This is a genomic window from Bacillus sp. AL-1R (genome assembly GCF_052180195.1).
Classification (GTDB): Bacteria; Bacillota; Bacilli; order Bacillales; family Bacillaceae_G; genus Gottfriedia.
In genome coordinates, this window is record NZ_CP197469.1 from 2,820,172 (window position 1) to 2,846,057 (window position 25,886).

The 25,886-nt window shown below is 31.7% G+C and carries 32 protein-coding genes; 13 read left to right on the plus strand and 19 right to left on the minus strand.

The features are described 5' to 3' along the window. Positions 1 to 59 precede the first annotated feature (59 nt). Positions 60 to 899 carry a pyrroline-5-carboxylate reductase gene (gene proC, locus ACSBO6_RS13425; protein WP_098845384.1) on the plus strand — a complete coding sequence of 280 codons (840 nt, stop codon included), beginning with the start codon at positions 60 to 62 and terminating at the stop codon, positions 897 to 899. A 76-nt stretch (positions 900 to 975) separates the two neighbouring features. Next, positions 976 to 1,224: a hypothetical protein gene (locus ACSBO6_RS13430; RefSeq protein ID WP_098845385.1), complete on the plus strand. Its 249-nt coding sequence runs from the start codon at positions 976 to 978 to the stop codon at positions 1,222 to 1,224. A 93-nt stretch (positions 1,225 to 1,317) separates the two neighbouring features. Here the strand turns inward: ACSBO6_RS13430 and cbpA are convergent, their stop codons facing one another. The 5 genes from cbpA to rnz all read right to left on the minus strand — a co-directional run bounded on the left by cbpA (position 1,318) and on the right by rnz (position 5,409). Beyond that, complete coding sequence (cbpA, locus tag ACSBO6_RS13435) at positions 1,318 to 1,965, minus strand: cyclic di-AMP binding protein CbpA (RefSeq protein WP_098845386.1); 648 nt, start codon at positions 1,963 to 1,965, stop codon at positions 1,318 to 1,320. Positions 1,966 to 2,485: 520 nt separating this feature from the next. Then, the gene (locus tag ACSBO6_RS13440) at positions 2,486 to 3,127 is read right to left on the minus strand and encodes a PspA/IM30 family protein (protein WP_098845387.1); all 642 of its coding nucleotides are present in this window, start codon (positions 3,125 to 3,127) and stop codon (positions 2,486 to 2,488) included. Positions 3,128 to 3,142: 15 nt separating this feature from the next. After that, positions 3,143 to 3,472 (minus strand): lmo0954 family membrane protein, encoded by a 330-nt coding sequence (locus tag ACSBO6_RS13445; protein ID WP_098845388.1) that lies wholly within the window; start codon positions 3,470 to 3,472, stop codon positions 3,143 to 3,145. A gap of 156 nt (positions 3,473 to 3,628) precedes the next feature. After that, positions 3,629 to 4,381: a polysaccharide deacetylase family protein gene (locus ACSBO6_RS13450; RefSeq protein WP_098845389.1), complete on the minus strand. Its 753-nt coding sequence runs from the start codon at positions 4,379 to 4,381 to the stop codon at positions 3,629 to 3,631. A gap of 101 nt (positions 4,382 to 4,482) precedes the next feature. After that, positions 4,483 to 5,409, minus strand: coding sequence for a ribonuclease Z (rnz, locus tag ACSBO6_RS13455; protein ID WP_098845390.1), 927 nt, complete (start codon positions 5,407 to 5,409; stop codon positions 4,483 to 4,485). 147 nt (positions 5,410 to 5,556) lie between these two features. Between rnz and ACSBO6_RS13460 the strand changes: the two genes are divergently transcribed. The 3 genes from ACSBO6_RS13460 to ACSBO6_RS13470 all read left to right on the plus strand — a co-directional run bounded on the left by ACSBO6_RS13460 (position 5,557) and on the right by ACSBO6_RS13470 (position 7,877). Then, on the plus strand, positions 5,557 to 6,672 hold the full coding sequence (locus ACSBO6_RS13460; protein ID WP_498843495.1) for a BMP family lipoprotein: 1,116 nt from the start codon (positions 5,557 to 5,559) through the stop codon (positions 6,670 to 6,672). A 76-nt stretch (positions 6,673 to 6,748) separates the two neighbouring features. Further along, entirely contained in the window at positions 6,749 to 7,132 is a 384-nt protein-coding gene (locus tag ACSBO6_RS13465; protein WP_098845392.1) for a hypothetical protein, read from the plus strand. 133 nt (positions 7,133 to 7,265) lie between these two features. Next, positions 7,266 to 7,877 carry a DsbA family oxidoreductase gene (locus tag ACSBO6_RS13470; RefSeq protein WP_098845393.1) on the plus strand — a complete coding sequence of 204 codons (612 nt, stop codon included), beginning with the start codon at positions 7,266 to 7,268 and terminating at the stop codon, positions 7,875 to 7,877. A 265-nt stretch (positions 7,878 to 8,142) separates the two neighbouring features. Here the strand turns inward: ACSBO6_RS13470 and ACSBO6_RS13475 are convergent, their stop codons facing one another. Next, positions 8,143 to 8,307 carry a hypothetical protein gene (locus ACSBO6_RS13475; RefSeq protein WP_180232872.1) on the minus strand — a complete coding sequence of 55 codons (165 nt, stop codon included), beginning with the start codon at positions 8,305 to 8,307 and terminating at the stop codon, positions 8,143 to 8,145. A 226-nt stretch (positions 8,308 to 8,533) separates the two neighbouring features. Here ACSBO6_RS13475 and ACSBO6_RS13480 point away from each other — a divergent pair, with 226 nt between their 5' ends. Beyond that, complete coding sequence (locus tag ACSBO6_RS13480) at positions 8,534 to 9,475, plus strand: Gfo/Idh/MocA family protein (RefSeq protein ID WP_098845394.1); 942 nt, start codon at positions 8,534 to 8,536, stop codon at positions 9,473 to 9,475. A gap of 72 nt (positions 9,476 to 9,547) precedes the next feature. Here the strand turns inward: ACSBO6_RS13480 and ACSBO6_RS13485 are convergent, their stop codons facing one another. After that, positions 9,548 to 10,411: an AraC family transcriptional regulator gene (locus tag ACSBO6_RS13485; RefSeq protein ID WP_098845395.1), complete on the minus strand. Its 864-nt coding sequence runs from the start codon at positions 10,409 to 10,411 to the stop codon at positions 9,548 to 9,550. Positions 10,412 to 10,489: 78 nt separating this feature from the next. Next, positions 10,490 to 11,413, minus strand: coding sequence for a DMT family transporter (locus ACSBO6_RS13490; protein WP_498843496.1), 924 nt, complete (start codon positions 11,411 to 11,413; stop codon positions 10,490 to 10,492). A gap of 189 nt (positions 11,414 to 11,602) precedes the next feature. Between ACSBO6_RS13490 and ACSBO6_RS13495 the strand changes: the two genes are divergently transcribed. Beyond that, positions 11,603 to 12,523, plus strand: a complete 921-nt coding sequence (locus tag ACSBO6_RS13495; protein ID WP_498843497.1) for an NAD(P)/FAD-dependent oxidoreductase — start codon at positions 11,603 to 11,605, stop codon at positions 12,521 to 12,523. Between the two features lie 164 nt (positions 12,524 to 12,687). On the opposite strand, the gene ACSBO6_RS13500 is transcribed toward ACSBO6_RS13495, so the two are convergent. The 3 genes from ACSBO6_RS13500 to ACSBO6_RS13510 all read right to left on the minus strand — a co-directional run bounded on the left by ACSBO6_RS13500 (position 12,688) and on the right by ACSBO6_RS13510 (position 14,784). After that, complete coding sequence (locus ACSBO6_RS13500; protein WP_098845398.1) at positions 12,688 to 13,065, minus strand: hypothetical protein; 378 nt, start codon at positions 13,063 to 13,065, stop codon at positions 12,688 to 12,690. Between the two features lie 273 nt (positions 13,066 to 13,338). Further along, the gene (locus tag ACSBO6_RS13505; RefSeq protein WP_098845399.1) at positions 13,339 to 14,103 is read right to left on the minus strand and encodes a MerR family transcriptional regulator; all 765 of its coding nucleotides are present in this window, start codon (positions 14,101 to 14,103) and stop codon (positions 13,339 to 13,341) included. A gap of 183 nt (positions 14,104 to 14,286) precedes the next feature. After that, on the minus strand, positions 14,287 to 14,784 hold the full coding sequence (locus tag ACSBO6_RS13510) for a hypothetical protein (RefSeq protein ID WP_098845400.1): 498 nt from the start codon (positions 14,782 to 14,784) through the stop codon (positions 14,287 to 14,289). Between the two features lie 239 nt (positions 14,785 to 15,023). Between ACSBO6_RS13510 and ACSBO6_RS13515 the strand changes: the two genes are divergently transcribed. Further along, positions 15,024 to 15,443, plus strand: coding sequence for an SET domain-containing protein (locus tag ACSBO6_RS13515; protein WP_098845401.1), 420 nt, complete (start codon positions 15,024 to 15,026; stop codon positions 15,441 to 15,443). 18 nt (positions 15,444 to 15,461) lie between these two features. On the opposite strand, the gene ACSBO6_RS13520 is transcribed toward ACSBO6_RS13515, so the two are convergent. After that, on the minus strand, positions 15,462 to 15,989 hold the full coding sequence (locus tag ACSBO6_RS13520) for a chromate transporter (RefSeq protein ID WP_098845402.1): 528 nt from the start codon (positions 15,987 to 15,989) through the stop codon (positions 15,462 to 15,464). Further along, on the minus strand, positions 15,986 to 16,567 hold the full coding sequence (locus ACSBO6_RS13525; protein WP_098845403.1) for a chromate transporter: 582 nt from the start codon (positions 16,565 to 16,567) through the stop codon (positions 15,986 to 15,988). Before ACSBO6_RS13525 ends, ACSBO6_RS13520 begins: the two co-directional genes overlap by 4 nt. A 366-nt stretch (positions 16,568 to 16,933) precedes the next feature. Here ACSBO6_RS13525 and ACSBO6_RS13530 point away from each other — a divergent pair, with 366 nt between their 5' ends. Next, a complete protein-coding gene (locus ACSBO6_RS13530) occupies positions 16,934 to 17,614 on the plus strand; it encodes an N-acetylmuramoyl-L-alanine amidase family protein (RefSeq protein WP_180232873.1) in 681 nt (226 codons plus the stop codon). 112 nt (positions 17,615 to 17,726) lie between these two features. Here the strand turns inward: ACSBO6_RS13530 and ACSBO6_RS13535 are convergent, their stop codons facing one another. After that, positions 17,727 to 18,965: a DNA polymerase IV gene (locus ACSBO6_RS13535; protein ID WP_498843498.1), complete on the minus strand. Its 1,239-nt coding sequence runs from the start codon at positions 18,963 to 18,965 to the stop codon at positions 17,727 to 17,729. A gap of 379 nt (positions 18,966 to 19,344) precedes the next feature. On the opposite strand from ACSBO6_RS13535, the gene ACSBO6_RS13540 reads away from it, so the two are divergent. Both ACSBO6_RS13540 and ACSBO6_RS13545 read left to right on the plus strand, forming a co-directional pair. Continuing rightward, complete coding sequence (locus ACSBO6_RS13540) at positions 19,345 to 19,722, plus strand: globin domain-containing protein (protein ID WP_498843499.1); 378 nt, start codon at positions 19,345 to 19,347, stop codon at positions 19,720 to 19,722. Positions 19,723 to 19,739: 17 nt separating this feature from the next. Continuing rightward, positions 19,740 to 20,138, plus strand: a complete 399-nt coding sequence (locus ACSBO6_RS13545) for a thiol-disulfide oxidoreductase DCC family protein (RefSeq protein ID WP_498843500.1) — start codon at positions 19,740 to 19,742, stop codon at positions 20,136 to 20,138. An 82-nt stretch (positions 20,139 to 20,220) separates the two neighbouring features. Here the strand turns inward: ACSBO6_RS13545 and ACSBO6_RS13550 are convergent, their stop codons facing one another. Further along, complete coding sequence (locus tag ACSBO6_RS13550) at positions 20,221 to 20,385, minus strand: hypothetical protein (RefSeq protein ID WP_180232854.1); 165 nt, start codon at positions 20,383 to 20,385, stop codon at positions 20,221 to 20,223. A 273-nt stretch (positions 20,386 to 20,658) separates the two neighbouring features. Here ACSBO6_RS13550 and ACSBO6_RS13555 point away from each other — a divergent pair, with 273 nt between their 5' ends. Continuing rightward, positions 20,659 to 20,943 carry a YiaA/YiaB family inner membrane protein gene (locus tag ACSBO6_RS13555; protein WP_098847085.1) on the plus strand — a complete coding sequence of 95 codons (285 nt, stop codon included), beginning with the start codon at positions 20,659 to 20,661 and terminating at the stop codon, positions 20,941 to 20,943. A gap of 69 nt (positions 20,944 to 21,012) precedes the next feature. On the opposite strand, the gene ACSBO6_RS13560 is transcribed toward ACSBO6_RS13555, so the two are convergent. From ACSBO6_RS13560 to ACSBO6_RS13575, 4 genes are all read right to left on the minus strand, one after another. Next, positions 21,013 to 22,353, minus strand: a complete 1,341-nt coding sequence (locus ACSBO6_RS13560) for a glycosyltransferase family 2 protein (RefSeq protein WP_498843501.1) — start codon at positions 22,351 to 22,353, stop codon at positions 21,013 to 21,015. Positions 22,354 to 22,495: 142 nt separating this feature from the next. Then, a complete protein-coding gene (locus ACSBO6_RS13565; protein WP_498844675.1) occupies positions 22,496 to 23,935 on the minus strand; it encodes a flavin monoamine oxidase family protein in 1,440 nt (479 codons plus the stop codon). 199 nt (positions 23,936 to 24,134) lie between these two features. Beyond that, positions 24,135 to 24,302, minus strand: coding sequence for a helix-hairpin-helix domain-containing protein (locus ACSBO6_RS13570; protein WP_498843502.1), 168 nt, complete (start codon positions 24,300 to 24,302; stop codon positions 24,135 to 24,137). 17 nt (positions 24,303 to 24,319) lie between these two features. Beyond that, positions 24,320 to 25,003: an alpha/beta hydrolase family protein gene (locus ACSBO6_RS13575; RefSeq protein WP_498843503.1), complete on the minus strand. Its 684-nt coding sequence runs from the start codon at positions 25,001 to 25,003 to the stop codon at positions 24,320 to 24,322. A gap of 193 nt (positions 25,004 to 25,196) precedes the next feature. Here ACSBO6_RS13575 and ACSBO6_RS13580 point away from each other — a divergent pair, with 193 nt between their 5' ends. Continuing rightward, entirely contained in the window at positions 25,197 to 25,793 is a 597-nt protein-coding gene (locus ACSBO6_RS13580) for a DedA family protein (RefSeq protein WP_098847101.1), read from the plus strand. Positions 25,794 to 25,886 lie beyond the last annotated feature (93 nt).

A 25,886-nucleotide genomic window follows, 5' to 3' on the forward strand; every position in this document is an offset into this window, starting at 1 on the left:
AATATAACATTTATTTCTCTAATATAAATATCTATTACAATAAAGGTGAGGTGAATGTAATGTTTCTAGGAAAAGTTGCGTTTATTGGAGCAGGTAGCATCGCAGAAGCATTAATAGCAGGATTAATTGATAGTGGATATATTGAAGGTGATCAAATTGCAATCACAAATAGAGAGGATTTAGAACGTTTAGATAGTTTACATAGTAAATATGGTGTATTAGCTACTACTAACCGTCAGTTAGCAATCTCTGGTTCAAGTGTAGTTTTTTTAGCGATGAAGCCTAAAGATGTTACAGTCGCTCTTGATCAAATTAAAAGCTTTTTCAATGAAAAACAATTAATTATATCCTTAATAGCAGGAGTTTCTATCAGTACAATTAAACAGTTGCTAGGAAACGAAAATCTAAATATTGTTCGTGCAATGCCAACTACGTCTTCACTCGTTAGAAAATCTGCTACAGCACTTGCTTATACCGAGGAAGTACCTTTTGAAAAAGTGCAAATAGCAAAAAGATTATTTGAGCGTGTTGGGATTGTCGCTAAAGTTGAAGAAGACGAATTACATGCGATGACTGGATTATTTGGTAGTGGTCCAGCCTATATATATTATGTCATCGAACAATTTGAACGAGCTGCAATGGCACTAGGGATCCATCGAGATATTGCCAAACCATTTATTCAACAAACGTTAATGGGTTCAATTTCTATGCTTCAGGAAACGAATAAATCTCCATTGACATTGAGGAAAAAAGTTACAAGCCCAAATGGCACTACTCAAGCTGGAATATCCGTTCTTGAAGATCGTGAAGTTGCTAATTCATTTTTAAATTGCTTTATTGAAGCAACAGTTCGATCACGTGAGATCCAAGAGGAATATGAAAAAATTAATAAAATTTAATTAGCTTGTCATGACTCTCTCCTTTAGATAATAAAATGATACAGGTAACTGTGTTGTCCTAAGGGGGAGAGTTTTATTGATGAAAATAACAAACAGTCGAGTATTACGAGCAAGTATTAAGCGTATTCTCATCACAATTGCTTTAATCGTTACATTAGTTTTAATTGTTGGCTTTCTTACAATCAGTTATGTTGTTGGAAATTCAATGGTAGAAGCAAAGGGCAAACCACTTAGCTACCCTCAAAAAGTATCAACTCTCCTACAATTAAAATTCGATTCATTAAAGAAAAAAGAAAATCATGAAGTACATAAGAAGCAAAATTAAGGGTTTAAATGAGTAAATGCCTACTAAATGTAAAATGACAAAACAAAAAAAGAGTAAGGGACTAATTAAAGACCCCTTGCTCTTCTTTTTTAATCATTTTTGAGCGGCATGTCTTGTTGACACTTCTTCATGCATAATATGAAACTCTTTTTTAATAATCTCTCTTTTCAACTTATTATAATCATCTTCACTAATAGTTGGTGGTAACGTAATTAATATTCTTCGATAAACTGAATCACTATCTAGTGTAATGCAGCTCTTCAAATTAGAATATTTATTTACTAACTTAGCTAATCTTGCTAATGCACCTTCATGTTCCATCGTACTAACTGTTAATGAGTATCCGCCGTCCTTCAGTCCCCATGCCTCTTCTAATAATTCAAACACTGTTTTATGCGTTAAAATTCCTACAAATTCATTTAGATCGTTTACAACTGCTAAATAAGGAAAACGTTTAATCGTAAAGAATACTTTGAAAAATGGTGAATCCTCCTGTATTGGTGGACATTCTTTGCGAACAAAATCATTTACTGTTTTACCTTGCAAAGAATCGTTATCTACTAAATACTCAGCTAAATCAACACGATAAAGATTTCCAACATACTCTTTATCGTTTTCACTTAAAACTGGAATGCATCGATACTTTGTTTTCTTTAAAAGATCCCATGCAAACTGCGCCTCAGTTGAAACCATACAGTGAACTACATCATGTTTTTTTACGATATTACCTTTAATTCTCAATAATAACCCTACTTTCAAAATTTATTTTACTAATCATTCCTAATATTTATCTATTAAAAACACATTTGCAAAAAACTCCATAAGTCGGATAATTTGATTAAAAGCAATGTTAACATTAAATAAATTCGATTTTTTGCCGCTATCCCAAAGATCGTAACTCTAAAACCTCCTTATACACTACTAAACATAGGATCTTTTGATTTTTTAATGTGGGAATCATTCGGATCTTACCTTAATAATTAACACTGATTTTAAAAAAATCCTGAAGCCTTTCATAAATAATTCGCTCTTTCTCAAAATGTCCCTTTTTTTGTTTTGTGACGAATTCTAAATTTTCTAACAATTATACAATACTATTTAAAGTCAACATCTTATATATACTTTAAAAAGAGAAATTCATTCCTAAATAATCATAGTAATATAGAAAATTTGTTCATGCGGAACTATACAACATTTATCTTCTTCCCACTTATCCACAAAAAAAGAAGAGATTCTTGTGATCTCTTCTTCTCGAATACGATTATGCTTCTTGCTTTTCTTTATTTGTTAGTTCTTTTTTTAATAAGTCAATTTTGTAATCAAATGATTGAAGATCAAATTCCGAACGAACTCTTAGTTCTAAATCACGAATTTGTTTTTCAAAGTAGTTGAAGTCAATTGATGGCATTTTACTATTAAGTAAATGGTGAGTTTCATTTATTTTTTTTGTCGCGTGAGCCATGTTTTGGCGAGACATTAAGTCATATTTTTTCGTATGAAGCTCTTTTAACTTTTTTTCAATTTGATTAACTTGCTCATGCATAAAGCTAATTTCTTCTTCTGTTTTAGCGATTAATGTAACGAACTTTTCAGCTTGTTCTTTATAAAATGCTAGATCTTCAGTTGCACGTTTGATTAGTTCTTCGGCACCAGCTTCATTTGCGATCTTTAATTGTTCTTCACGTTTTTGCACCATTTGAAGTGCACCCTCGCGTTCCACTTGGAATTTCGTACGTAGTGAATAATGTCTTTCTAGTAATCCCCTTACTTTTCCTAATTCACTTTCAGATTGTTTAATGAAGTAATTCAATTGTGAGATTGGATTTTGTTGTTCTTTTTCATCTAATAATCCATGTAAATCCGCTGAGATTTGATTTTTAATACGAGTAAATAAGTTTTTCATAGTTATACACTCCTCTTATTTTATAGGGTTGAAATTTTCATCATAAATATTAAATTCATCATCTTTAAGTTTTTTTTGATTGTTATAATCTTTATATAGGTAATAAAGCAAAATTGCTGCTGCTGCACCTATTAAAGAAGGAAGACCACTTATTGCAATCGTTAAGCCGATTAATCCAATAATTGTCCAGATGATTTTCATAAACAACGAATCTGTTTTCATAAACTTTTTAAAACTGAAATATGTGATGATTAACCCAAGTGCTAAAGTAATCAAGCCACCTAAATTCGCTAAAGCAACTCCAATTAATATTAGTACGAGGATAAAAGTTAAGAACTTCTTCATGACCTCGTCGCCTCCTTTCAACTTATACTCTTATCTTATACAAGTTTTTATATCGGAATAATGGCCTGAGGAATGGTTTTCTATCAGACTTAAGTAGTAGATAAACAAGAACAAAAAAAACCAGATCATTTGGATAATCCATTGATCTGGTTTTGACTAGAAATTAAGAAGTTTAACTCCGGCTTTTAATTGTATTAGTTGAGATACCGTTACAAACTGGTAGCCTTGCTTTTGAAGAGCCGGTAAGATTTGTTTTAGTGCTTCGATTGTTTGACTACGGTCCCCTCCGTGATCATGAAAAAGAATAATATCTCCTTTTCTAGTATCTTTTAATACATTTGAGACAATTTTAAATACTCCAGGATTTTTCCAATCAAATGTATCTTGATGCCAAGACCACATAACCGTTAAATAGCCAAGATCGTGCACAGTATTTATTGACCGCTCACTATAGTATCCAAATGGAGGTCTAAATAATACAGGTGAGACATGAGTTGCAGCGATAATAGCATCGTGCGTTTTATGTAATTGATCTCTTATTTGTTCATCAGTTAAATACTGTAGTCTAGCATGCGTATATGTATGATTTGCAACTTCATGACCTTCTTCTATTTCTCTTTTTACTACTTCGGGAAATTTCGCAACTCGCTCACCTACTAAAAAAAATGTCGCTTTGGCATTATACTTCTTTAATAAGTCTAAAACTTCTGGGGTGTATTCAGCATTTGGCCCATCATCAAATGTAATTGCGATTACTTTCTCTTTTACTGGTACCTCCCAAATAGCAGTACCTTGTTTTTCGTAATAATATCGATTTTTACTTTCAGCTGATGCATTATTTGTACCGTAAAAAATAAATTGAAAACTAAAAATAAATAAAAGGATAACTTTTAGCAGTTTCAAAGCCATGACCTTCCTTTTACACAGAATATTTATATCATGTCTCTAAACTATTCTTTTATGTACACTTCTCAACTTTTAATTGCACTGTATTTAACCGAAATATTAATTTAATCGTTTCTGGTGATTTCGTATTCATCGAAATCATTCGCTATAAATGTATGAGCAAATATTTGACGTGCTTCATCTAATAATTTCTTTGAAGCGTCTCCTTGATATCTTGCACTTATATGAGTTAAATAGAGGGTTTTAATTCCCTCGCATTTAGCAACATTTGCAATTTGAGTACTTGTCGTATGGAAATAATCATATGCAAGAGTAGTTTCATCATGTGCAAAGGTTGATTCATGAACTAATACATCCATACCACTTGCAAGCAATTTACTTTTATCTGTTATACGAGTATCCCCTGCTATTGCAATGCGTCGTCCTTTTTTTGAAGGTCCAATAAAATCGTTACCATTTAACACTCTTCCATCTTCTAAGGTTACTGTTTTCCCCTCTTTTAAGAATTTATAAACTGGTCCGGGTTTTACACCAATCTTCTTTAATTCCTCTACATTCAATTCTCCAGGTAAATCCTTTTCAATAATTTGATAACCAAATGATTGAATTCCATGTTCAAGTTCTACTGCTTGAACAATAAATTGGTCATCTTCAAAAATGATCCCTTCAGACGTTTCAACATATTGAATTGGATATTTCAAATAAGTACCACTAATTTTAAAACTAGTCTCTACAAAATCCTTTAATCCTTTAGGTCCATAAATTGTTAATAAATCTTCTCCGCCTAAAAAAGTTCTGCTACTTAATAATCCAGGCAATCCAAAGATATGATCGCCATGGCAATGTGTAATAAAAATTTTTTCGATTCGTCGTGGCCTAATTGATGTATGTAATATTTGGTGCTGTGTTGCTTCACCACAATCGAAAAGCCAAGTCGCACCTCTTTCCTCTAAAAGCTGTAACGCAATACTTGTTACATTCCTACCCTTTGATGGCATTCCTGCTCCCGTTCCTAAAAATACAAGCTTCACCTTAATGCCTCCATCTTAATCATTTCTAATTGTTACAGTACCACTTGTATCGTAAATTGCCAACACTTTGAAGAATGATTTATGAATTGATTGGGAAATTTACACAATAGAGTTTAGTTTTTTAAATATATTATATGGAGGAAAACAATGCGAAGACGTTTTTTCCAAATCGCCACGATTTCATTAATTGCCAGCCTTACATTGACCAGCTGTACTAGTCAAAATAATAATATAAGTGCGTCAGAGAAAGAAAAAGAAAAAGATTTTAAAATTGGAATTGTTATGGGGAAAACTGAAATAAATGATAAAGGATTTAACCAAGCAGTTTGGGATGGAATAAAAAAAACTGGCAAGAAACATGATTGGCAGGAAAATAAAAATTATGTAAAGACGGATATCAAAACAGACAAAGCAGCAAAAAAAGAATTATTGAAGTATGCAAAGAAAAATTATGATTTAACATTTGGAGTCGGTTATTCATTTCAAAAAGCTATCTCTGAAGTTGCAAGTAAAGCAAAAAAATCCGACTTTGTCATAATTGACGGGATTGTTGAAAAACCAAATGTTGTAAGTGTTATTTATCGTGAAGAACAATCAGCATTCCTCGCTGGTGTTGCAGCAGCAATGAACACAAAAACTCATAAAATTGGATTTATAGGTGGTACAAAAGATAAATTTTTAAAAAAATTTGAATATGGATTTAAAGCAGGTGTTATGTCCGTCGATCCAAAAATAAAAGTATTGACCAAATTTGCAGATTCATTTAATAAACCTGCTGATGGAAGTAAGTTAGCAAAAGCCTTATACAATGAAAAGGGTGTTGATATCATTTTCCAAGTAGCAGGAAAAACAGGATTAGGTGTATTTACTGAAGCCAAAAAATTAAAGAAAAATGGTAAAAAGGTTTGGGTAATTGGTGTTGACCGGGATCAATATAAACAAGGATTACCGGAAAATGTCACTTTAACATCAGCAATTAAACGAATTGATAAAGGTGTAGATGAAGTTATCACAAAAAAATTAAAAGGGAACTTCCAAGGTGGGCGCATTTTGAGATGGGGCATAAAAGAAAATGGCGTTGATCTTGCAAAAACCTCTAAGAATTTAAATAAAGACACAAAAGAACAAATTGATTTATATAAAGCAAATATAAGAACTGGACATATCGAAGTACCAGAAACAAAAGAAGATTTTGATAACTTCTCTCCTACAAAACCTGTAAAGGGAGAAATTAAAAAGAAAAAAGTAAAAATTGGTAAATAAAAAAAAAAATCTTGTCCAATAATATGAATATTCTGCATATAGTATAGTACCAACAAAAAAAGTTAGGTGTGATACTATGTCAATTCGAGATTTCATATTACTCTTCTATTGTTTTATCATTTTTTTATCTGTACCAATCGGGTATAAGTATGCTTCAAAGAAAACAAAAGAAACTGGACAATTTTTACCGTATTTAGTAGTATCGCTTGCCCTTGTTTTAGCGGACGGAATCCTTTCTATTTTAGTTTGGTCACTATTTACATCAAAAATGGATACATTCATGTATATAGGTGGATTACTTACTGGCATGATTTTCACATCAATCTGTGGTCTTTTACTACTAGCCGTTTTACTATTAAGAAGAAAATATTTTTTAAACTCATTTGCTGATTTTAACACAGCAAGAATCGGAACGAATCCACCTCCTAATGATCAATCTAACAATGATTTTAAGAAATAGGGCCCTATGCTCTATTTCTTTTTTTACTTGTCAATTAGTTATTTTAATAATTTTCATCAATTCGAAGCTAATAAATTGAGATTTAGTTCTAATTTTGTTTATACTTTCTTTAATTGATCTAGGAGGTTTCATAATGAAAGTTACAATTTATTCGGACTATGTATGTCCGTTTTGCTATTTAGGAAAAAAACCACTCGAGGATGCTCTTAAGGAAGTTAACGGTGTAGAGCTTGAATGGAAACCATTCCAATTAAGACCTGAGGGAGCTGAACCATTAAGTCCAAATAGTTCTTATATCCAACAAGGATGGAAATTTGGCGTTCAACCATTAGCGCAAAAACTTGGTGTTGAGATGATTTTACCAACGATGGATCCCCATCCTTCAACTAAAAAAGCTCATAGAGGCTTTTTATTCGCAGAGGAAAATGGAAAAGGCGCAGAATATGCTCAAGCTGTATTAGCAGACTTTTGGACAAAAGGCAAAGAAATTGGTGATGTAAACGTACTTGCAGATATCGCTGAAAAACTTGGCTTAGACCGTGCTAAATTCATCGAAGCTGTATCGAATACAAAGTATGATTCATCCATCCAAAACCCTAATTTTATTAATGCAGTACCAACTTTCATCATTGGTGATCAAGTTTTACAGGGTGTTCAAAGTAAAGAAGCATTTATTCAAGCTTTAAACAACCAAAAACTAGTTGAACAGTCTTCATTAAGCTGCGATATTGATGGAAACTGTTAATAACCTTTAACCTTTAATCAAAAAGGATTCCCTTTTAGTTTTTTTAAATTATGGGAAATCCTTTTTTGTTTTCTAAAGGATTGTTACATTTCCCTGGATAAAACAACAGGACTTCAGATTCAACAAGCTTGATTTGGAAAACTTAACTAGCACTTTACGTTCAAATCGATAAATCTTCAAAATGGATTATCAAAAACCAAGCAAATGGATTAAGATAACCCATTTTAGATAAGATGAAATTCTTAATAAAGAACAAAATAACAAATCATTTCTCTACTACTTTAACTAAACTCCAATCGATCACAAACGGGTTACCAGTTAAATTTTTTCTTACTTCAGATACAATACTCGTTTGCTTTTTTACAACTTCTGATTGAATAAATTTTCCTCCGTCCCCACTACCATCATAATACAACGGCTTCTTCTCCATTATGTCACCTCCATTAATTATCATTGAATCATATTCTCTTTTTGTGTCGAAAATCCCTTTTTAAAATTGGTAATTCACAAAACTTTTTACTCAAAAACTAATTTCATATGAGCAATTTGTAACTCATCAACTATCTTACGCTAAGAACAGGATACCTATTTCTTTAATTATTTAATTTTTCTTACTATAATTACCATATAAATCTATTTCGAAAGGTGTTTTTCTCATGATAAAAGTTGGTATTATTGGTCTTGGCGCGATTGCCCAAAGATTAATTCCTTTATTTTCAAACCACCAAGAAACAAAAATAGTCGCAATATGTGACACATTAGAAAAAAGAGTTCAAGAAACAAGTAGCCAATTAGAATCCGTTTTAACATTTACAAATCATCTTGAAATGCTTGAAAATGCTGAACTTGACCTCGTTTATGTTACAGTACCTCCAAAATATCACTATTCGGTCGTAACGGATGTAATCGCAAAAGGAATGAATGTACTTTGTGAAAAACCTTTAGCAAATTCTACGGATGAAGCGCTAAGACTTTATACTCAAGCTAAAGAAAAAGGTATTTTTCATGCTATGAACTTTCCATTAAATTACAATGTTGGTAGTAAATCTTTTGCTAGCCTTATTCAATCAGGATATGTTGGTGACTTAAGAAGAATCGAGTTAAAGATGCGGTTTCCAAATTGGCCAAGGTTATGGCAACAAAATGAATGGGTTGCTACAAAAGAACAAGGAGGTTATGTACTAGAGGTTGGTGTTCATTATATTCAACAAATTCAAAAGATCTTTGGTAATATGAAAGTCAAAACGAAACAAATTCAATATCCCGCTGACCCTATTTCATCTGAAAATGGAATTATCGCCCTTTTAGAATTAGAAGATGGCACTCCTGTATTAATAGATGGGTTAAGCCAAATTGCAGGTGATGAAGAAATTAAATTTACAGCATATGGTTCTAAAGGAACTCTTTCATTAGTAAACTGGGCTAATTTAGAAGGCGGAAAGATCGGCGAGCCAATTAGGCAAATAGAAGCAGATCAATCTCTAGGAGATTCTTTAATTGATCATTTAGTAAAAGGTCTAAAAGGTGAAGAAGCAACAATTATAGATTTCTCTCATGGCTATAACGCACAAGTAGTATTAGAAGCTTTAAGAGGTTAAATTTATACATAAAGGAAAAAGGTGCTCTCTTAATAAAGAAGCACCTTTCATAACATTTTTAAAAGATTGGTTTTATTTTACCGGAATCCAAATTTCAGTATAATAATCTTCACTAAATGGATTTCCTTCTGGATAAAGTTCAAACTCTGGAATTCCTGCGTGAGAATAACCACTTGAAGGAAACCATTCCGAAAAAATCTTCTTCCATGCCGATTGCATTGCATGTGGCATTGCTCCGTGAACACCAAATACAGCCCATTTTGATGCAGGAATTTCATGATGATAAAAACCTTCTGGTGCAACTCCTTCGTATTCAGTTGCAACCCAATATTCTAGCAGATTTTTTGATTTTTGTTCCTCGCTCATCATACAAACACCTAAAACACCTTTAATGTTACCATTATTAATTTCGTACAAACGGTCACTCGTACCATTCTTATTAACCTCTTCCCACATTTTAGGAATCAATTGCTGTTGTTGATCATTTAAATAAGAAAACTCTTTTTTCACCCCAACTACTTGAAAAGCATTTTTTTCAACAATATTAAATTGCATTGGTTCTGCTCCCTTCAAACTCACCTGAATAACGAGGCGGTTATATGATTTTAGATTACCAATAAATTTTCTTGCTTCACTTGGTGTTACATCATGCTGTCTTCGAAACGCTTTTGAAAAAGCTTCAGGAGAGTCATAACGATACTTCAAGGCAATATCAATTATTTTAAGATCAGTAGTTGTTAATTCATTTGCCGCTAGCGTCAACCTTCGTCTTCTTATATATTCAGCGACATTAATATCAGTTAAAATTGAAAATATTCGCTGAAAATGAAAAACAGATGAGTTAGCTTGTTTGGAAATTTCTTCAATCGTTAACTCATTTAATAAATTATCCTCTATATAATCAATTGCCTTTTGTAAAGATTCAACCCAGGTCATGTAACTCCTCCCTTAATGACATCCTAACAAAGTAGGATTATTCAGTCCTGTCTTTTTATGCTCTTTAGTGACAGATTATTAATTAGTCTCTTTTCGATCAGCCATTGATAAAATAACAATTGTACTAATAATACAAAAGCTTCCGATCCAATCTATCATTTCAAAATTTACTTTTAACCAAATTACAGATAGTACAGCTGCAGATAATGGCTCCACACTAGCAAGTAAACTAGATTCAGAGGCATTAATATACTTTAAACTCTCTAAATAGCAGTAAAAAGCAATCAACGTTCCAAAAATAACAATAAAGATTACTGCGAAATATGCACTCATCGACCAATGACCTTGGAAATTAAAAGGTGAATGAATGAAGCTAAAACACATTCCACCTAATAACATTCCCCAACCGACTACAATTGTTGACCCAAATTTTTTCAAAAGATTTTGAGGCTGTATTGAATAAAATGCTAAAGCAAAAGCTGAGGCTAGCCCCCAAAACAATGCCCATCTTGTAATGGTCAATCCTTTAATCGTTCCATGTGTTACCAACAAAAATGTCCCCGCAAGCGCTAAAATGACAGCCAGTACTTCTTTACTAGTAGGCATTTTCTTGAAACGGATTGCTAAGTAGCATGTAATAATGACAGGTGCCAAATATTGTAAAATTGTAGCTGTAGCGGCATTTGAAGCTTTTATTGCGGCGAAGTATGTATATTGAACTGCTAACATCCCTAAAATACTAAAAAACAATAAACTTAATATATCCTTCTTATCCTTCCAAATATCTATTATATTCCTCTTTTCTTTCATTCTAGCAAAAATTAGAAGAATAATTCCTGAAAACAATAATCGAATAACGACTAACCATTCAGGACTAAAATGATTTCTTTGAAACACAAATTGTGCAACAGTCCCAGATATTCCCCATAATATTGCTGCAGTTAATACGAGAATAATACCTTTCGTTCTAGAATTTGTTAAAGCGATCTTTTCTGCACCCATTTTTACTCCCTCCACAAAAACAACAAACCAATTTAAGTTAATAGAAGAATCGTACCTAAATAATCAGAATATATCAATCAAAAATCTTTGCCTATAATTAGATTAATTGTGAAATTGTGTTTAGAAAATGGTTAATTGGAAAAATTGAACATATATGATGTTGTATTAATTGATTTAGGAGACAGATCTATGAATGAATTATATGAATGTATCATAATAGGGGGAGGATTCGCAGGTTTACAAGCATCCATTCAGCTTGGTCGATACAATAGGAATGTACTTGTTATTGACTCAAATTATGGGCGTTCAACATTATGTAAATCATATCGTAATATTTTAGGTTGGCCAAATAGTATAAGTGGAAAAGAGCTAAGACAATTAGGAAGAACTCATGCAAAAAAATATGGTGTATCATTTACCGAAGATAAAGTAATCCGTATACAAATCGTAAACAATCAATTCTTAATTGAGACGAAAACAGGAAAATCTTATTCTTCTAAAACAATCTTACTAGCAACTGGACTAATTGATCAAATTCCACAAATTAAAAACCTAGTCGATTGTCTTGGATCGACAATTTTTGTCTGTCCAGACTGTGATGGATATGAAATTTTAAATAAAAGTGTTTTAATACTTGGAACTGGTCATGTTGGTGCAAATCTTGCAATAACATTAGCTTATTGGTCAAAGCAAATAACTTATATAAATCACGACGGACCTGAACTTGATTCCAAATTATATGTCCGACTACAAAAAATGGGTATAGCCTACCGAGAAGAAAAAGTTAAGGAAGTACTAAAAGAAGACGATTCCACTTTTAAAGGAATTTGTTTACAAAGTGGTGAAATAGTTTATGGCGACCGAGCTTTTATTGGTTTTGATGGAAACGAAGTACAAAATAATCTCGCTATCCAACTAGGCGTAAATCTTTTAAATAATAAATATGTTATTGTAGACCCACGTACAAAGGAGACGAACATCCCAAATGTCTGGGCAGCTGGTGATCTAGTAGCCCATTCTCAACAAGTCACAATAGCCATGGGTGATGGTACCCAAGCTGCTGTTTGGATTCAAAAGAGATTATTAGAAATGAGTGAAAAAGATTCATAAACAACTTTCAAAGAATAGCAATTGAATCTTTTTAATCTTTACACAGCACAAGCAAAAAATTCCCAATTAACCTCAATCATTTTTTAGTTTGTATTGAAGTTAAACAAAAAAAGTATTACATCATTTAATGACATAATACCTTTTGGCTTTGCTTAAAATTGATTTTAGAAAAATACAGTAATTAAAGTATACATCGTGACGATTGCCAAAATAAACACTACAATTGGTATCAATATTCGAATAAAAGTTGATGGCATTCGATATCGTCTAAAAGTATCTTCTATACAAATAATACATAGTAAATAAATTAATCCTGAGATGATTGCTCTAGCTAAATCAAAACTCCCAAGTGATTTAATGGCGTGATGAACATGATGAAATAGATAAAATTGTACAAGATTAAAAATTAAAAATAATAAAAAATAATAAAATATACTTAATATATAAGTACTAAATTTTATTTTTTCACGCTCAGTATTTTGACGCTTTTTAAAAATGCGCTTTTTATGTCGCTCTTTCCTCGGTATAAATTGTTCTTCCATTTTTAGTACATCCTTAGTTTAAAAAATTGAATTATTTAAATCAAATTCTTACCTATATTGTACATAAACATTCCATTATTTAAAAATTTATAATACTTCTATTTGAAATTAAGATCAATTAATTAATCATGAAAATTATTATACCAAATCTAGGTGAATATTTACTATTTTTTTCCATAAAAATAAAAAAGTCTACTAAGTTCTAATCTAATTACATTTCATCACTAACAAAAAAAGTGTACTTAGAACTAGTCTAAGTACACCATCTTTAGATTATTTTTTAAAATCCGTGTAAATATGAATTGCATCTCTTAAAAATTCAGCAGTGCCATGTTGTTCTTTATCGTAGTGTGCTTTAAAGCGTTCATCGTCTACATACATTTGAGCTAAACCAGCGTGCGCTTCTTTACTATATTGATCCCAATAAAATGTTAACCATTGTTTATGCAAATCAGCTGCTTTTTGTGCAATTTCACTTGATGGATCACCCGTTTTAACTGCTTCAGCTAATGTTTTTGCTAATTCATCAGCCAGTCTCGTTACTTCTTTATGCTCTTCTTCTGTCATGTTCATTACTTTTTGATTTGCTTTATTAATAGCTTCATCTCCGTATTTTCCACGTACTTCTTTTCCGTATTTTTTTTCATTTTCTTCGATCATATCTTTCTTAAAGCCTTCAAATTTTTCTTTATTTGACATTTTCATTCTCCCTTCTGTTTGAGCAATTGACTTTTCAACATTTGAAATTAATAAATCCAATTGCTTTCTTTTATCAAGAAGCTGTTCTCTATGCTCTTTTAACGCCTTGGCACTATTAAAATCAGGTGATGTAATAATTTCTTTAATGTTTTCTAAATTCATACCTAGTTCTCTAAAAAATAAGATTTGTTGTAAGCGATCTACTTCCGCTTGCCCATAAATCCGATATCCTGATGAGTTAATTCTTGCCGGCTTAAGAATCCCAATCTCATCATAATATCTTAAAGTCCTAGTGCTAATTCCTGCTAGAAGTCCAAGCTTTTGTACTGTATATTCCATTACGATAACCTCCTGACATCTTTACATTACACCTTTACGCTACGTTAAGGTCAATTCCATCCTTACTTTTTTTTAGAATTTTTTTTGAGAAGGTTTCATTATCTTTTGATATCATTCTATCTTACAAGACAAAAAAATCCCCTCTGTTAGGGGATTTCATCGTTTAGACAAACTACAATATTATTATTTTCCTGTAAATTCCTTCATACCATTTGTACCACCAAATGGTTTTCCACCGGGAGCGTGTAAATGACGAACTGCTAGTTTAAATCGCTTATTTGAAGGTATTTCTTGTTTAAAAGTGAACAAGAATGAATTGTTATCACCTTGTACCTTTGTAATTGTAACTTGATTAGTTGATAAAGCATTCCTTGCATTAAATTGACTTTTGCTTCCAAGTGATGCAATACCTGTAGGGATTGTATCAGATAAACTTTGAATCCAATAAAATGATGCTTTTGTCCCTAAATTAATATCAACTTGTGAATCAAAAGTTACTAAGATCTGATTCGTCGAAACCTGGAAAATATCAGTTAAATAAGGAATTTGTTTTACAGTTTGGTTTGGCTTATATCCTTCAATACGCAAAAATTCCTTTTTGTTTGCATTTACCTGCTTAGTTCCTGGAAGAATAGAAGACATTACAATCAATAAAATCATAATCTTATAAAAAAATTTCATTATATTCTGCCTCCCTATATGTGTATAACAATTTTATAATTTGATGTTTTGGCGAAATATATACTTAGTTTTTTAAAATTTCATCAAAACGTAGACTAGTCCTATTTTTACTACTTCTTCAGATCAAAAAAGAGGCGCACTTTTATTTAAATAACGGCTAATTAGATAAAAAAATTGATTTATCTCTAAAATAGTGGCAAACTATCTATAAGACTTTAGAGAGAATTATAGGTGTAATTATGATTGAAATTAAAACTTCTACGTTGAGTGATGGTGAATTTAATCGAGGTGTCTTTGCAACACGTGATATTGCAAAAGGTGAGCTAATACACGAGGCGCCAGTTATTTCTTACCCGAACGAGGAACATGAACATATTGAGAAAACCTTATTAGCAGACTACGCATTCGAATATGGCATTAATCATTCAGCTATTCTTTTAGGATATGGAATGCTATTTAACCATTCTTATGATGCAAATGCTACTTACGATATCAACTTTGATAATCACACATTTGATTTTTATGCTTACAAAGACATAAAAGCTGGTGAAGAAATTTTGATTAATTATAATGGTGAAGTAGATAATATGGATCCACTTTGGTTTAATAAAGATTATGAAGAAGTTATGAGCAAGGAAAAGGAAAAAGAAACCAAATAATTGGTTTCTTTTTCTTTTTTAAAGATTGATGGCACCATAAATTAATGCACCGAGTACTACAAAAGCCGGATGAATTTTAAATTTTTCCATTAAGAAAAATGTACAAACTGCAATAAAAATTACTTGGAATGCCCCAATTTGGTGAAACGAATCATAAAAAGATTGATATGTCAGAAGGCCTAACAGTACAACAATTGTCGGTTTTACATATGCAGTCATTCTCTTCACTCGAATTGAGTTCCGATTTTTATAAAGTAATCCAATTAATAAAATCATTAGTAATAAAGAAGGAAATACAGTTGCAAAGACTGCGATGAATGAACCAAAGATTCCTCCAATTTTATATCCAATATAGCCAGCCATTTTTGTGGCAATTGGCCCTGGTAAGGCATTCCCCATTGCAAATGCTTCATGAAATTCTTGCTGAGTTAACCAATGTTTTTGTGTAACAACATCATTTTGAATTAATGGGATCGTAGCAGGCCCACCACCATAACCTAAAAGATTCGTTATAAGGAATGAAAGAAATAATTTCCAATAAATCATTCGTTTGTACTCCCCTTCCTCGTCTGCTGTTCATTAGAGGAAGTTGCTTTTACTGGTTGGAAGATTGCAAATAGTAATAAACTACCTATTATGATCGCCGGGTGTATGTGTAAAAATTGAATTAGAAACAGACCAATAACTAAGTGAATTAATATTGTTGGTGTTTTCAACCCTTTTTTTGAACTTTGATAGAATTGCCATGTTAATACACCTAACATTACTCCCACAACTGGTACAATTGATTCCTTCATCCCATTTACCCATTTAATCTCTTTAAAAGACGATAATGATGTTAAAAGTATAATCATTAAAAAAATTGTCGGTAAGATCGAAGCAATGATTGCATTAAGCATTCCGAGTATACCACCAATACGATATCCGATATAACCTGCTAATTTAGTATTGATTGGACCTGGGAGCATATTACCAATTGCTAATATTTCAGAAAACTCCTCGTCTTTCATCCATTTATACGTATCGACGACTTCTTTATAAAGTAGAGGAATCGTTGATGGTCCCCCACCATATCCTAAAATACTACTTCGAAAAAACGCGATGAATATTTCTAATTGTTTCATTCAATCAAGTCCTTTTCAAATTTACCAACATGCTACAACGTCCTTTATTTTTTGTTAAAAATGCCGGAATAATCTTATGTTATGATTTTTTCTCACCCTTTATTACGTTGGCATTTGTTTCATTTTAAACTGTCATTTCCTTCTTGGCTCAATTGCAATCGATTCATTGGAAAACAAACTGTCCTTATCTTTACATTCGATTATAGTTTAGTATCCTCCCTACTAAACTATCAATCTAATAAAAGAATCTATTAGAATTAATGTCTAATTCAACTAAATATCTTCATTTTCGTTATATACATATTAGATGCATGTCCATTTCAACGAAAGATACTTTGAATACATTATCATAGGAGGGATAAATTAATGTTGAAACTTTTTTTAGATCCAGGGCACGGTGGCTCTGATTCAGGTGCGGTAGGAAATGGTTTAAAAGAAAAAGACTTAACTTTAGATATCGCATTACGAATAAGAGACTTATTAAAAAACTATAATGATGTTGAAGTTAGAATGAGCAGATCTACCGATACAGATCGTTCTTTATCTGAACGTACTAACGATGCAAACTCATGGGGCGCTAGCTACTTTTTATCTGTTCATATCAACTCATTTAATACATCAGCGTCTGGTTATGAGGATTATATCCATGATAGTTTGTCAGATACGTCTACTTCAGCTAAGTATCGAAACGATTTACATGCAGAAATCGTTAAGCTTAATGGTCTAACCGATCGGGGTAAAAAGAAAGCTAATTTTCATGTATTACGTGAATCAAATATGCCAGCGATTCTGACAGAAAATGGATTTATCGATAATGCTAGTGATGCAGCAAAACTGAAAGACCCAAATTGGCGTCAAAAAGTAGCTCAAGGCCATGTAAATGGATTAGTAAAAGCATTTAACTTAACAGCAAAGGCTAAATCTGACATGCATAGAGTAATCGTAGACGGAGTACAAATTGGAGCATATCAAGATGATCAAAATGTACTAAATGCAGTAGAACAACATCTTCCAACAGCAACAAAAATTATTATCGAAAAAGTTTAAACGGTTAGATTAACGATTTGAAGACTGTCTAATTCATAGACCGTCTTTTTTTCGTTCAAAACAAAACAATAGTCAACTAAAAAAGACCTTCGACTAAAAGCTCAGCTGCAATTTACTCAATAGATTTCAATATATCTAAAATATTATTTGAGTCAATTTTCTTTTTTTGCCTCCCTAAACTAATAACTTGTTCGCCATATTTATGTTGCAATTTATGTAATGTTTCAAACAGTGGTTCGTGTTTGGCATCCTTTTCAAAAGAAAATAGATCCAATTGCTTTGATATTTCATCTTTTGGATTTAATTGTGATGCAGTTACTCCAATTAAACGTAATGGTTCTCCGTTCCAATTTCTTTTCCATAGATCAAAAGCTTCTTTAAAAATTTCGTTAGCTTGTTGTACAGGAGTAGTAAGTTTTTTACTACGATTGATTGTTTTTCGGTCACTAAATCGAAGTGTAATTGTCACAGTGTCTGCAACTAAACCTTTCTTAATTAAACGATCCGCTACACGTTTAGATAGAGCTTCAAATTTTTCTGCAATCATTGGTTCCTCAAAAACATCAAAAGAAAATGTTGTTGATTGCCCAATTGTCTTATGTGAAAGCATACGACTTGGATCTACTTCTCTCTCATCTATTCCATTAGCTTTATTTCTTAAAGATTTACCATTTACACCTAATAATTCCATTACTTGTTTTTCATTACTTTTTGCCAAATCTTCTATAGTAATAATGCCAATTTCATTTAACTTTTCTTCAGTTTTCTTACCAATACCATGCATCTCTCCTACTTTTCTAGGCCATAAAATAGAAGGAACATCTCTTTTACGGAGTACAGTAATTCCAAGTGGTTTTTTCATATCTGAGGCTGTTTTCGCAAGAAATTTATTTGGACCAATACCGATACTGCAAGGCATGTCTAGATCTTTTAACAACATAGACTGAATCAATTCAGCTATTTTAATCGGATGTCCTAAATTTTCATCACAATCGGTTATATCAATATATCCTTCATCAATTGATGCCACTTCAATCTTAGGACTTATTGCCCCTAATTTTTCAAATATTTGCCTTGAGACTTTACGGTAAGCTTCAAAATTTGGAGTTTTCACAATCATCTCCGGACATTTTTTTCGCGCTTCCCATAATGGCATTGTTGCCCGAATTCCATAAGCTCGAGCTTCATAACTTGCCGTTACGATAATTCCCCTGCGCTCTTTTTCATTGCCAGCCACAACTACAGGTTTACTTTTTAATGATGGATCATTCGCTATTTCAACCGAAGCAAAAAATGAATTCATATCAACATGTAAAATGACTCTTCCGCTCTTTGGTGCCCATTGATTCATTGCTACACCTCCTATACTAATATAATATCATTTTTTTAAATTCCAATTTACTTGTGTGCTATATATAGTTAAAACTTATTTTATCTAAAACTAATATCTAATTATTATAAACGTTTTTGTATAAAAGAAAAAAAGGTATGCAAAGTAAAATTAAAAAATTCTTCATTCAAAAAGTGTAGAAAAAGGCGTTGTTAGAGAATCCAATATAAATTAGAAGGGATATCGTTAAACGGTGAACCTCCTTTAAAATGTATAAAAGCTATTTCGTTCAATATGAATCCTTTCACTCTAAGTCCTATTTACTTCTCATAAAGTCCAAAAAGAGATAAAATAAACCTATCTAAATTGTATTTTTTGAAATTAATGGAGGTATTTTCTTTTGAGTAACGAAAATCAATCAATGTATGATTATATAGGAAAAGAAAAATTAGAAGAGCTAGTGGATACTTTTTATTCATATGTTTCAAAACATGAGAGACTTGCACCAATATTTCCTGGTGACTGGGAGGAAACAGCACGTAAACAAAAACTATTTTTAACACAGTTTTTAGGTGGACCACAATATTATAGTATGGAACGTGGTCATCCAAGAATGCGTGCGCGTCATTTGCCTTTTCCAATAACAATTGAATTAGCCCATGACTGGTTAGATTGCATGGGAAAAGCTATGGATGATGTTGATTTAGATGAAGAAATTAAAGAACCATTATTACAACATTTAAGAAATGTTGCTTATCATATGGTGAACAAAGAATAATCTTTAGGGGATATTATATGAGCGAAAGGCCGATTATTTTATTTGATGGTGAATGTATTTTATGCAATGGAGCTGTTAAGTTTATTATTAAACATGACAAAAAAGATTATTTTCATTTTGCCGCGCTACAATCCACATTTGGCGAAAAGCTTAGGAAGGATCATCCCGAGCTTAGTTCAATTGATTCAATTATTGTAGTACAAAATGGAAGCATAAAAATTGAATCTTCTGCTGCACTTTCAATTGCAAAAAGATTAGATGGTTGGCCAAAATTTTTCTATGCCTTTATCATAATCCCACCAACAATACGTGACTATTTATATAGACTAATCGCAAGAAATCGCCTTAGATTCTTTGGAAAAAACGAATCGTGTATGATTCCATCAAAGGAAATTAGGGATCGATTTTATTTATAAAAGGCCTCCTCAAACGAAAAGAACCCCAAGGTTATCATTTTTCCTTGTGGTTCTTTTTAAGTTTACTTCCAGATCCTTAAAATTAACTTTTTATTAGAAATCTTGTTAAAGCGAGCCCTATAAATCCAGCACCCATCCCAATAAGCCAACCCGAGTGAGATTCATGTAATAAACTTCCAATTCCTCCGCCTAGAAACATACAGCCTACAAAAACGATTCCTCCAATACCAGCACCTTTATTTTTCAAAATCTGACCACCCTCTCAGGAATAAAATCTTCCTATCTATTAATGATTAGATATCTTTTTGTATTTCTCTATTTTTTTATTTAGTTTTTCCCTAAAAAATTCCAGTAATATTTTCTAATTTACTTATTTATTAGAATTTTATTACTATTTAACACTAAATTTTATATAATAATATCAGACGTTAAGATTTTATAGAAATATTTATCTCTTATTTAATTGCAGTTTTAAACGTCAAAAATTTAAGGAAAATCTTATCGGGGAGCGTGATAAATTTTGCAAAAGCATAGACGTAGAAACACACCAGCATTCACTGTTTTAGCCTACTTTACATTAGTTGCTGGAGTTTTTTTATTTTGTATCGGACTCTACAATGCAGATATGGAATTAAACGAAAAAGGTTATTATATTGCAGTTATGCTGTTAGTTGCAGTAGGGTCAATTTTAACCCAAAAGGTTGTGCGTGATAATGCTGAAGATGATGATATTATCGCTGATCAAGAAGTTCAATTAAAGATGAAGTTGGATAGTTCAACAAAAAAAGAAACAAATAATCTATAATAACAAAAAGAGGATCACAAAAAGTACTTTGACTTTTTTGTGACCCTCTTTTTTATGATCGTAAAGTTTTTATTCCCATACTCGTTTTAATTTAAAGAATTCTTGAATATAGCCATATAGTGAAACTGGTGACATAATCATTTGATAGCATAAAAGGAAGAATAGAAATCCTATACGATTATTTCTTATTCTTAAATTTAAATTACGGAAAACATAGTTTTTCTGGTAAAAATAAAGGATTGAATAACTAAAAAATGTTAATGGTAGAACTAATAAAGTCATCGGACCAACAATAAGGTTGATTCCAAAAAAGGCCAAAATTAATCCAGGAATCCAACATACTGTGTAAATAAAATCTAAGTAAACCATCATGAGATTAATACCAGTTAAATACTTTGTATAAACTTGTGGTTGTTGCCACGGTTTTATTTCAATTAGTCCTTCAACCATACCTCTTGCCCATCTTGATCTTTGTTTAGCAAAATGTCCGAATGTTGTAGGTGCATCTGTAAATGCAACTGCTAATGGTTCAAAGTATACCTTCCATTGCTTCTGTAGAAGTCTCCATGTTAAAACAATATCTTCTCCAATTGCATCTGGCCAACCTTTAACTTCCTTTACACAATCGGTTTTATATAAACTAAAAGCACCTTGTGCAACAAGTGTTCCTTGATATAATCCTTGAAGTCTTTTTATTGAAGCAATACCTAAGAAGTAGTCCCACTCTTGAATCTTAGTCCAAAAAGTTTCACGACTATTACGAACTAACATTGAACCAGCAACAGCACTAACATCAGAAGGACTACTTTTTATTCTTGAAACTAAGTATCTTACTGCAGAAGGATGAATTAGTGTATCTGCATCTAGTGTAATGACATATGGTGTTTCTACATACTCTAAGCCCAAATTAAGCGCATGAAACTTACCTGGTTTTGGTTGATGTAATAAAGTAATATTTGACTTCAATTCTTTTTTCGCCCTCATTACTTCTCGATCAGTAGCATCAGTTGAATTGTTATTTATTACGATAACCTTTATTTCTCCAGTATAGTCTTGATTTGAAATATATTTTAACGTATTAAAAATAGCACCTTCTTCATTATAAGCAGCAACTAACACCGTCACCGGATCATTTGGAAACTCATTTTTAAAATTCGGTTGTTTATCGAGTAGTAAACTTATTACTAAAAAAGTGCTCATATAACCTGGTATATAGGCAATACCACCTATTATTATGATCGCTACTGGCATCGTAACAACATCAGATAAATCCTTTACCCAAGGAATTGACAAATAGATAGAAAAAAGTAACCAAGAAAATGATACAAAATGGCTAAACCAAAATTTCTTATTTACTGTTAAATAATATCGGTTTCTTTTTTTGTGTATAGGAGACAAGTTGGGTTGCAATAGCCTTCCCCCTTATATATGAATTTATATCGACAGCTCATTATATCACTATAATTTATGATAATATGCAAGTAACTTTTGGTAAAAATAGTTTTAAAGCAAAAAAAGAACCATTGCGGTTCTTTTTTTGCCTTTTCATTATTTACAGACCATTTATTTCAAAAGCAACTCGCACACCTGACTCAATTGCACCTTGTATCCATCCAGGTAAAGTTGAAGTATGAGCGCCTGCAAAATGTACTTTACCCTCGGGTGTACTTATAGCTTTGCCAAAATCTGATAATTGTTCTGGTTTAAACATAGTAAAGGCACCATTTGCGAAAGGATAATTTGACCAACTATGCGTAATCCCACCCATAAACTCTTCATAAACTTCAAATCCATACACTTTGGCTAGATTATTTAAAGCCATTCTAATCCGGTCGTCCTCTGACTTACTATTCCAGATAAAAGCATCATCTCCCCAAGTATAGCTGGCAAGCAAAATCCCAGTACCATCCCCACCAATATCGTGACTTGGAAAATATGAAAATCTAATTGGTAAATCAGTTATCAGCTTACCACCTTTTGTACCTCGTTTCTCCCAAAACTTTGATCTAAATTGTAGACCGATTTTCATTGAATCTACATAATGCAATTCGCTAATTGCTCTCAATTTTTTATATGAAAACGAATTTACAGGAATAATATCAATGAAATTTAATAATGAAAAGGGTAATGTAATAATCGCTAAATCTCCAGAGACCTCATAGTTTTTTTGATCAAGAGTATTTTTAGACTGAATCGTTACTTTTGAATCATTTTGAATTATTTTTGTTACACGTTGATGATAAAATATATTATCTTTTAATAAACCGATAAAAGAATTTGGTAACTTTTCATTGCCACCTGTTATTTCGAAAAATTTTAGACCTTCCGTTAAAAGAACCATTACCTCTCTTAGAACCGCCGGAAATGATAGTTCTGGAAACCCCTCGACGCCTATCAGTACTTTTATCATTTCAATAGCTTCACCAGACAAAGAAACTCCCACTGGATTATATCGTAAAAAAGCATCAATTGAGTACTTATCATATTTTCCAATTACAATGTCCCAGTTTTTTTCAGGATCCTGTTTAATAAATTCAATTACTGGTTGGATAGCTAATTTTAATAACTCTTCCGCTGTTTTTCCTTTTTCAAAATCATTCACAGGGAAACCTAATATATCTGGATTCTTATCAACACTTTTTTGGTCAGTATGAATATTATTTACAAAAATTAAATCTTCTGGTGTTGAGTTAATGAATAAATTTATTGGTAAATGAAACTTTTTTATATATTCCAAAGTAAGTAAGTGTGTTGAAGGTATTCTCATTGCTCCAAGCTCTACATATTGATTATTGACAAATGGAGGAAATCTTTTAGTATATATGCGTCCTCCAACCCGATCGTTTGCTTCTAAAATTGTTACTCGATGTCCAGCATCTTTTAATAAAGATCCAGAAACTAAACCAGCCATTCCTGCTCCTGCTATTATAATATCCTTAGGAGCCACTGTTTTAGGTAAACCATTTCGAATTATTGATATCATTTGATCCATCGTTAATAATGTTATTGATATCAACCCCTTATCAATACTATATCTATTCAAATTTATTCAATAAATAATCATAGTAGAATAGATCATTCCGATTGTAGTTTTTAGTAAATTTTTCCATTTTGTTTATAAAATAAAAAAGAACTGAAATTATCAGTTCTAGATCTAGCCAAAATTATTTTTTAAAAGATAAGCCCTTCTCTTATAATGCATTTCTAATTGTCATCAACGCTTTAGGTCCCATCCCATGTAATTTTAATACTTGGACTTCACTTAATTGTGTGAATTGCTCCAAATGTAAGTAACCTGCCGAAGTTAAAGCTCTAATCGCTGGTTTGGCTAATCCTTTTGGTAGTGAATTTTCACTCAAATAAAATTCCCTCCTATTTAAAATTTTTTATCAAGCCAATCGAATAGATCGGTTTTCATACGATTTGTGATTGTATGATTTACATCCTTATATTTTAGAAAATCTATTTTAGCATTATAATTTGTTGTTAAAAAATCAAGTTGCCCACCAATTGGAATAACAAGATCCGATTCACCATGTAAGAATAAAATAGGTTTTTTTGTTGTACTACCTGTAAATTTAGGGTCATATTTTAAAAACATTTCCAATTCTTTATCTTTTAATGGTGCTCTTCTATCCTTTTTACGAAAATCCTTCTCAGAATAAATATAAGAACTTGATCCATTAATATTAATTAATCCGGCATAACTAGTATTTGAAAAAAACATTCCACTTGCAATAAAACCGCCCATTGAACTACCGAGCAGAATTGACTTTTCTTTTTGTAAATTTAGTTGTTGGATTATGTCATCTTCTTCATCAATTGTTTCAAATATCGTCTTCCAAAAATATCTCTGTAAAATCTTTTGATCAAAATGGTTAGTTAGAGCTTGTCTAGAATCATGGTATTTAATTTCGGGAATAACAACTTTGAATCCTAATTTAGATAGTTCTTTACCGAGTTGTTTTTGTGATTCAATCGTTGAACCCCAACCATGAAACATTATGATTGTTTCATTTCTACTAACTAAATCTGGGGTTATTTCATAATAATTAATCATTTTTCCCACCTAAATTTCTTTTATTTTCTTAGTAAGATTAAATCATTCTAATAATAACAAATTATTTGAATTTTGAATTGCTATATGAATGAAAATGCTATAAAATACTCTTGCTTATAACAATGATAAGATCTTTATAATAATTTTTTGCCTATGTACTTCACGCGGAAAAAATCGAGGATGTGTATGATCAATGGTTCATCATTTAAACTTAATTATTACTCACTATGGTTATTTAGGCATCATTTTAGCATTAACAGGAGGTATTATTGGTTTACCATTACCTGATGAAATACTTTTAACATATATCGGTTATAATGTATTTGCAGATAGATTATCCTATTTACCTTCATTAGCTTGTGCGATTATTGGAATCATTTTGGGAATTTCTTTAAGCTATTTACTTGGATACAAATTTGGGTTACCTTTACTAAATAAATATGGACCAAAAGTTTATATTACTGAGAAAAAAATTGAAATGACAAAAAGTTTATTTTCTAAATTTGGGCCATTTATTCTTATAATCGGATTTTTTATTCCTGGAGTTAGGCATTTAACGGCTTATTTTGCTGCCATTAATAAATATTCTTTTAAAAAATTTGCGTTATTTGGGTTTATTGGAGCGATCCTTTGGGGATTCACTTTTATCACATTAGGAAAAATTTTAGGTGAAAAATGGGATAAAGTGGCATCTTTATTTGCAAAGTATAGTTTAGTCATATTTCCGACTGCCTTATTGATTGCGATTGTATTCTTTTTGCTATTTAGAAAACGTTTAACTACAAATTAGAATTGGGAGAGTTAGGGACTTCTTAACTAAGTGATTCATTTATTGATTTCGTGTGATAGGTTGTTTCCACTACTTACCGGTAAATTGCACAGC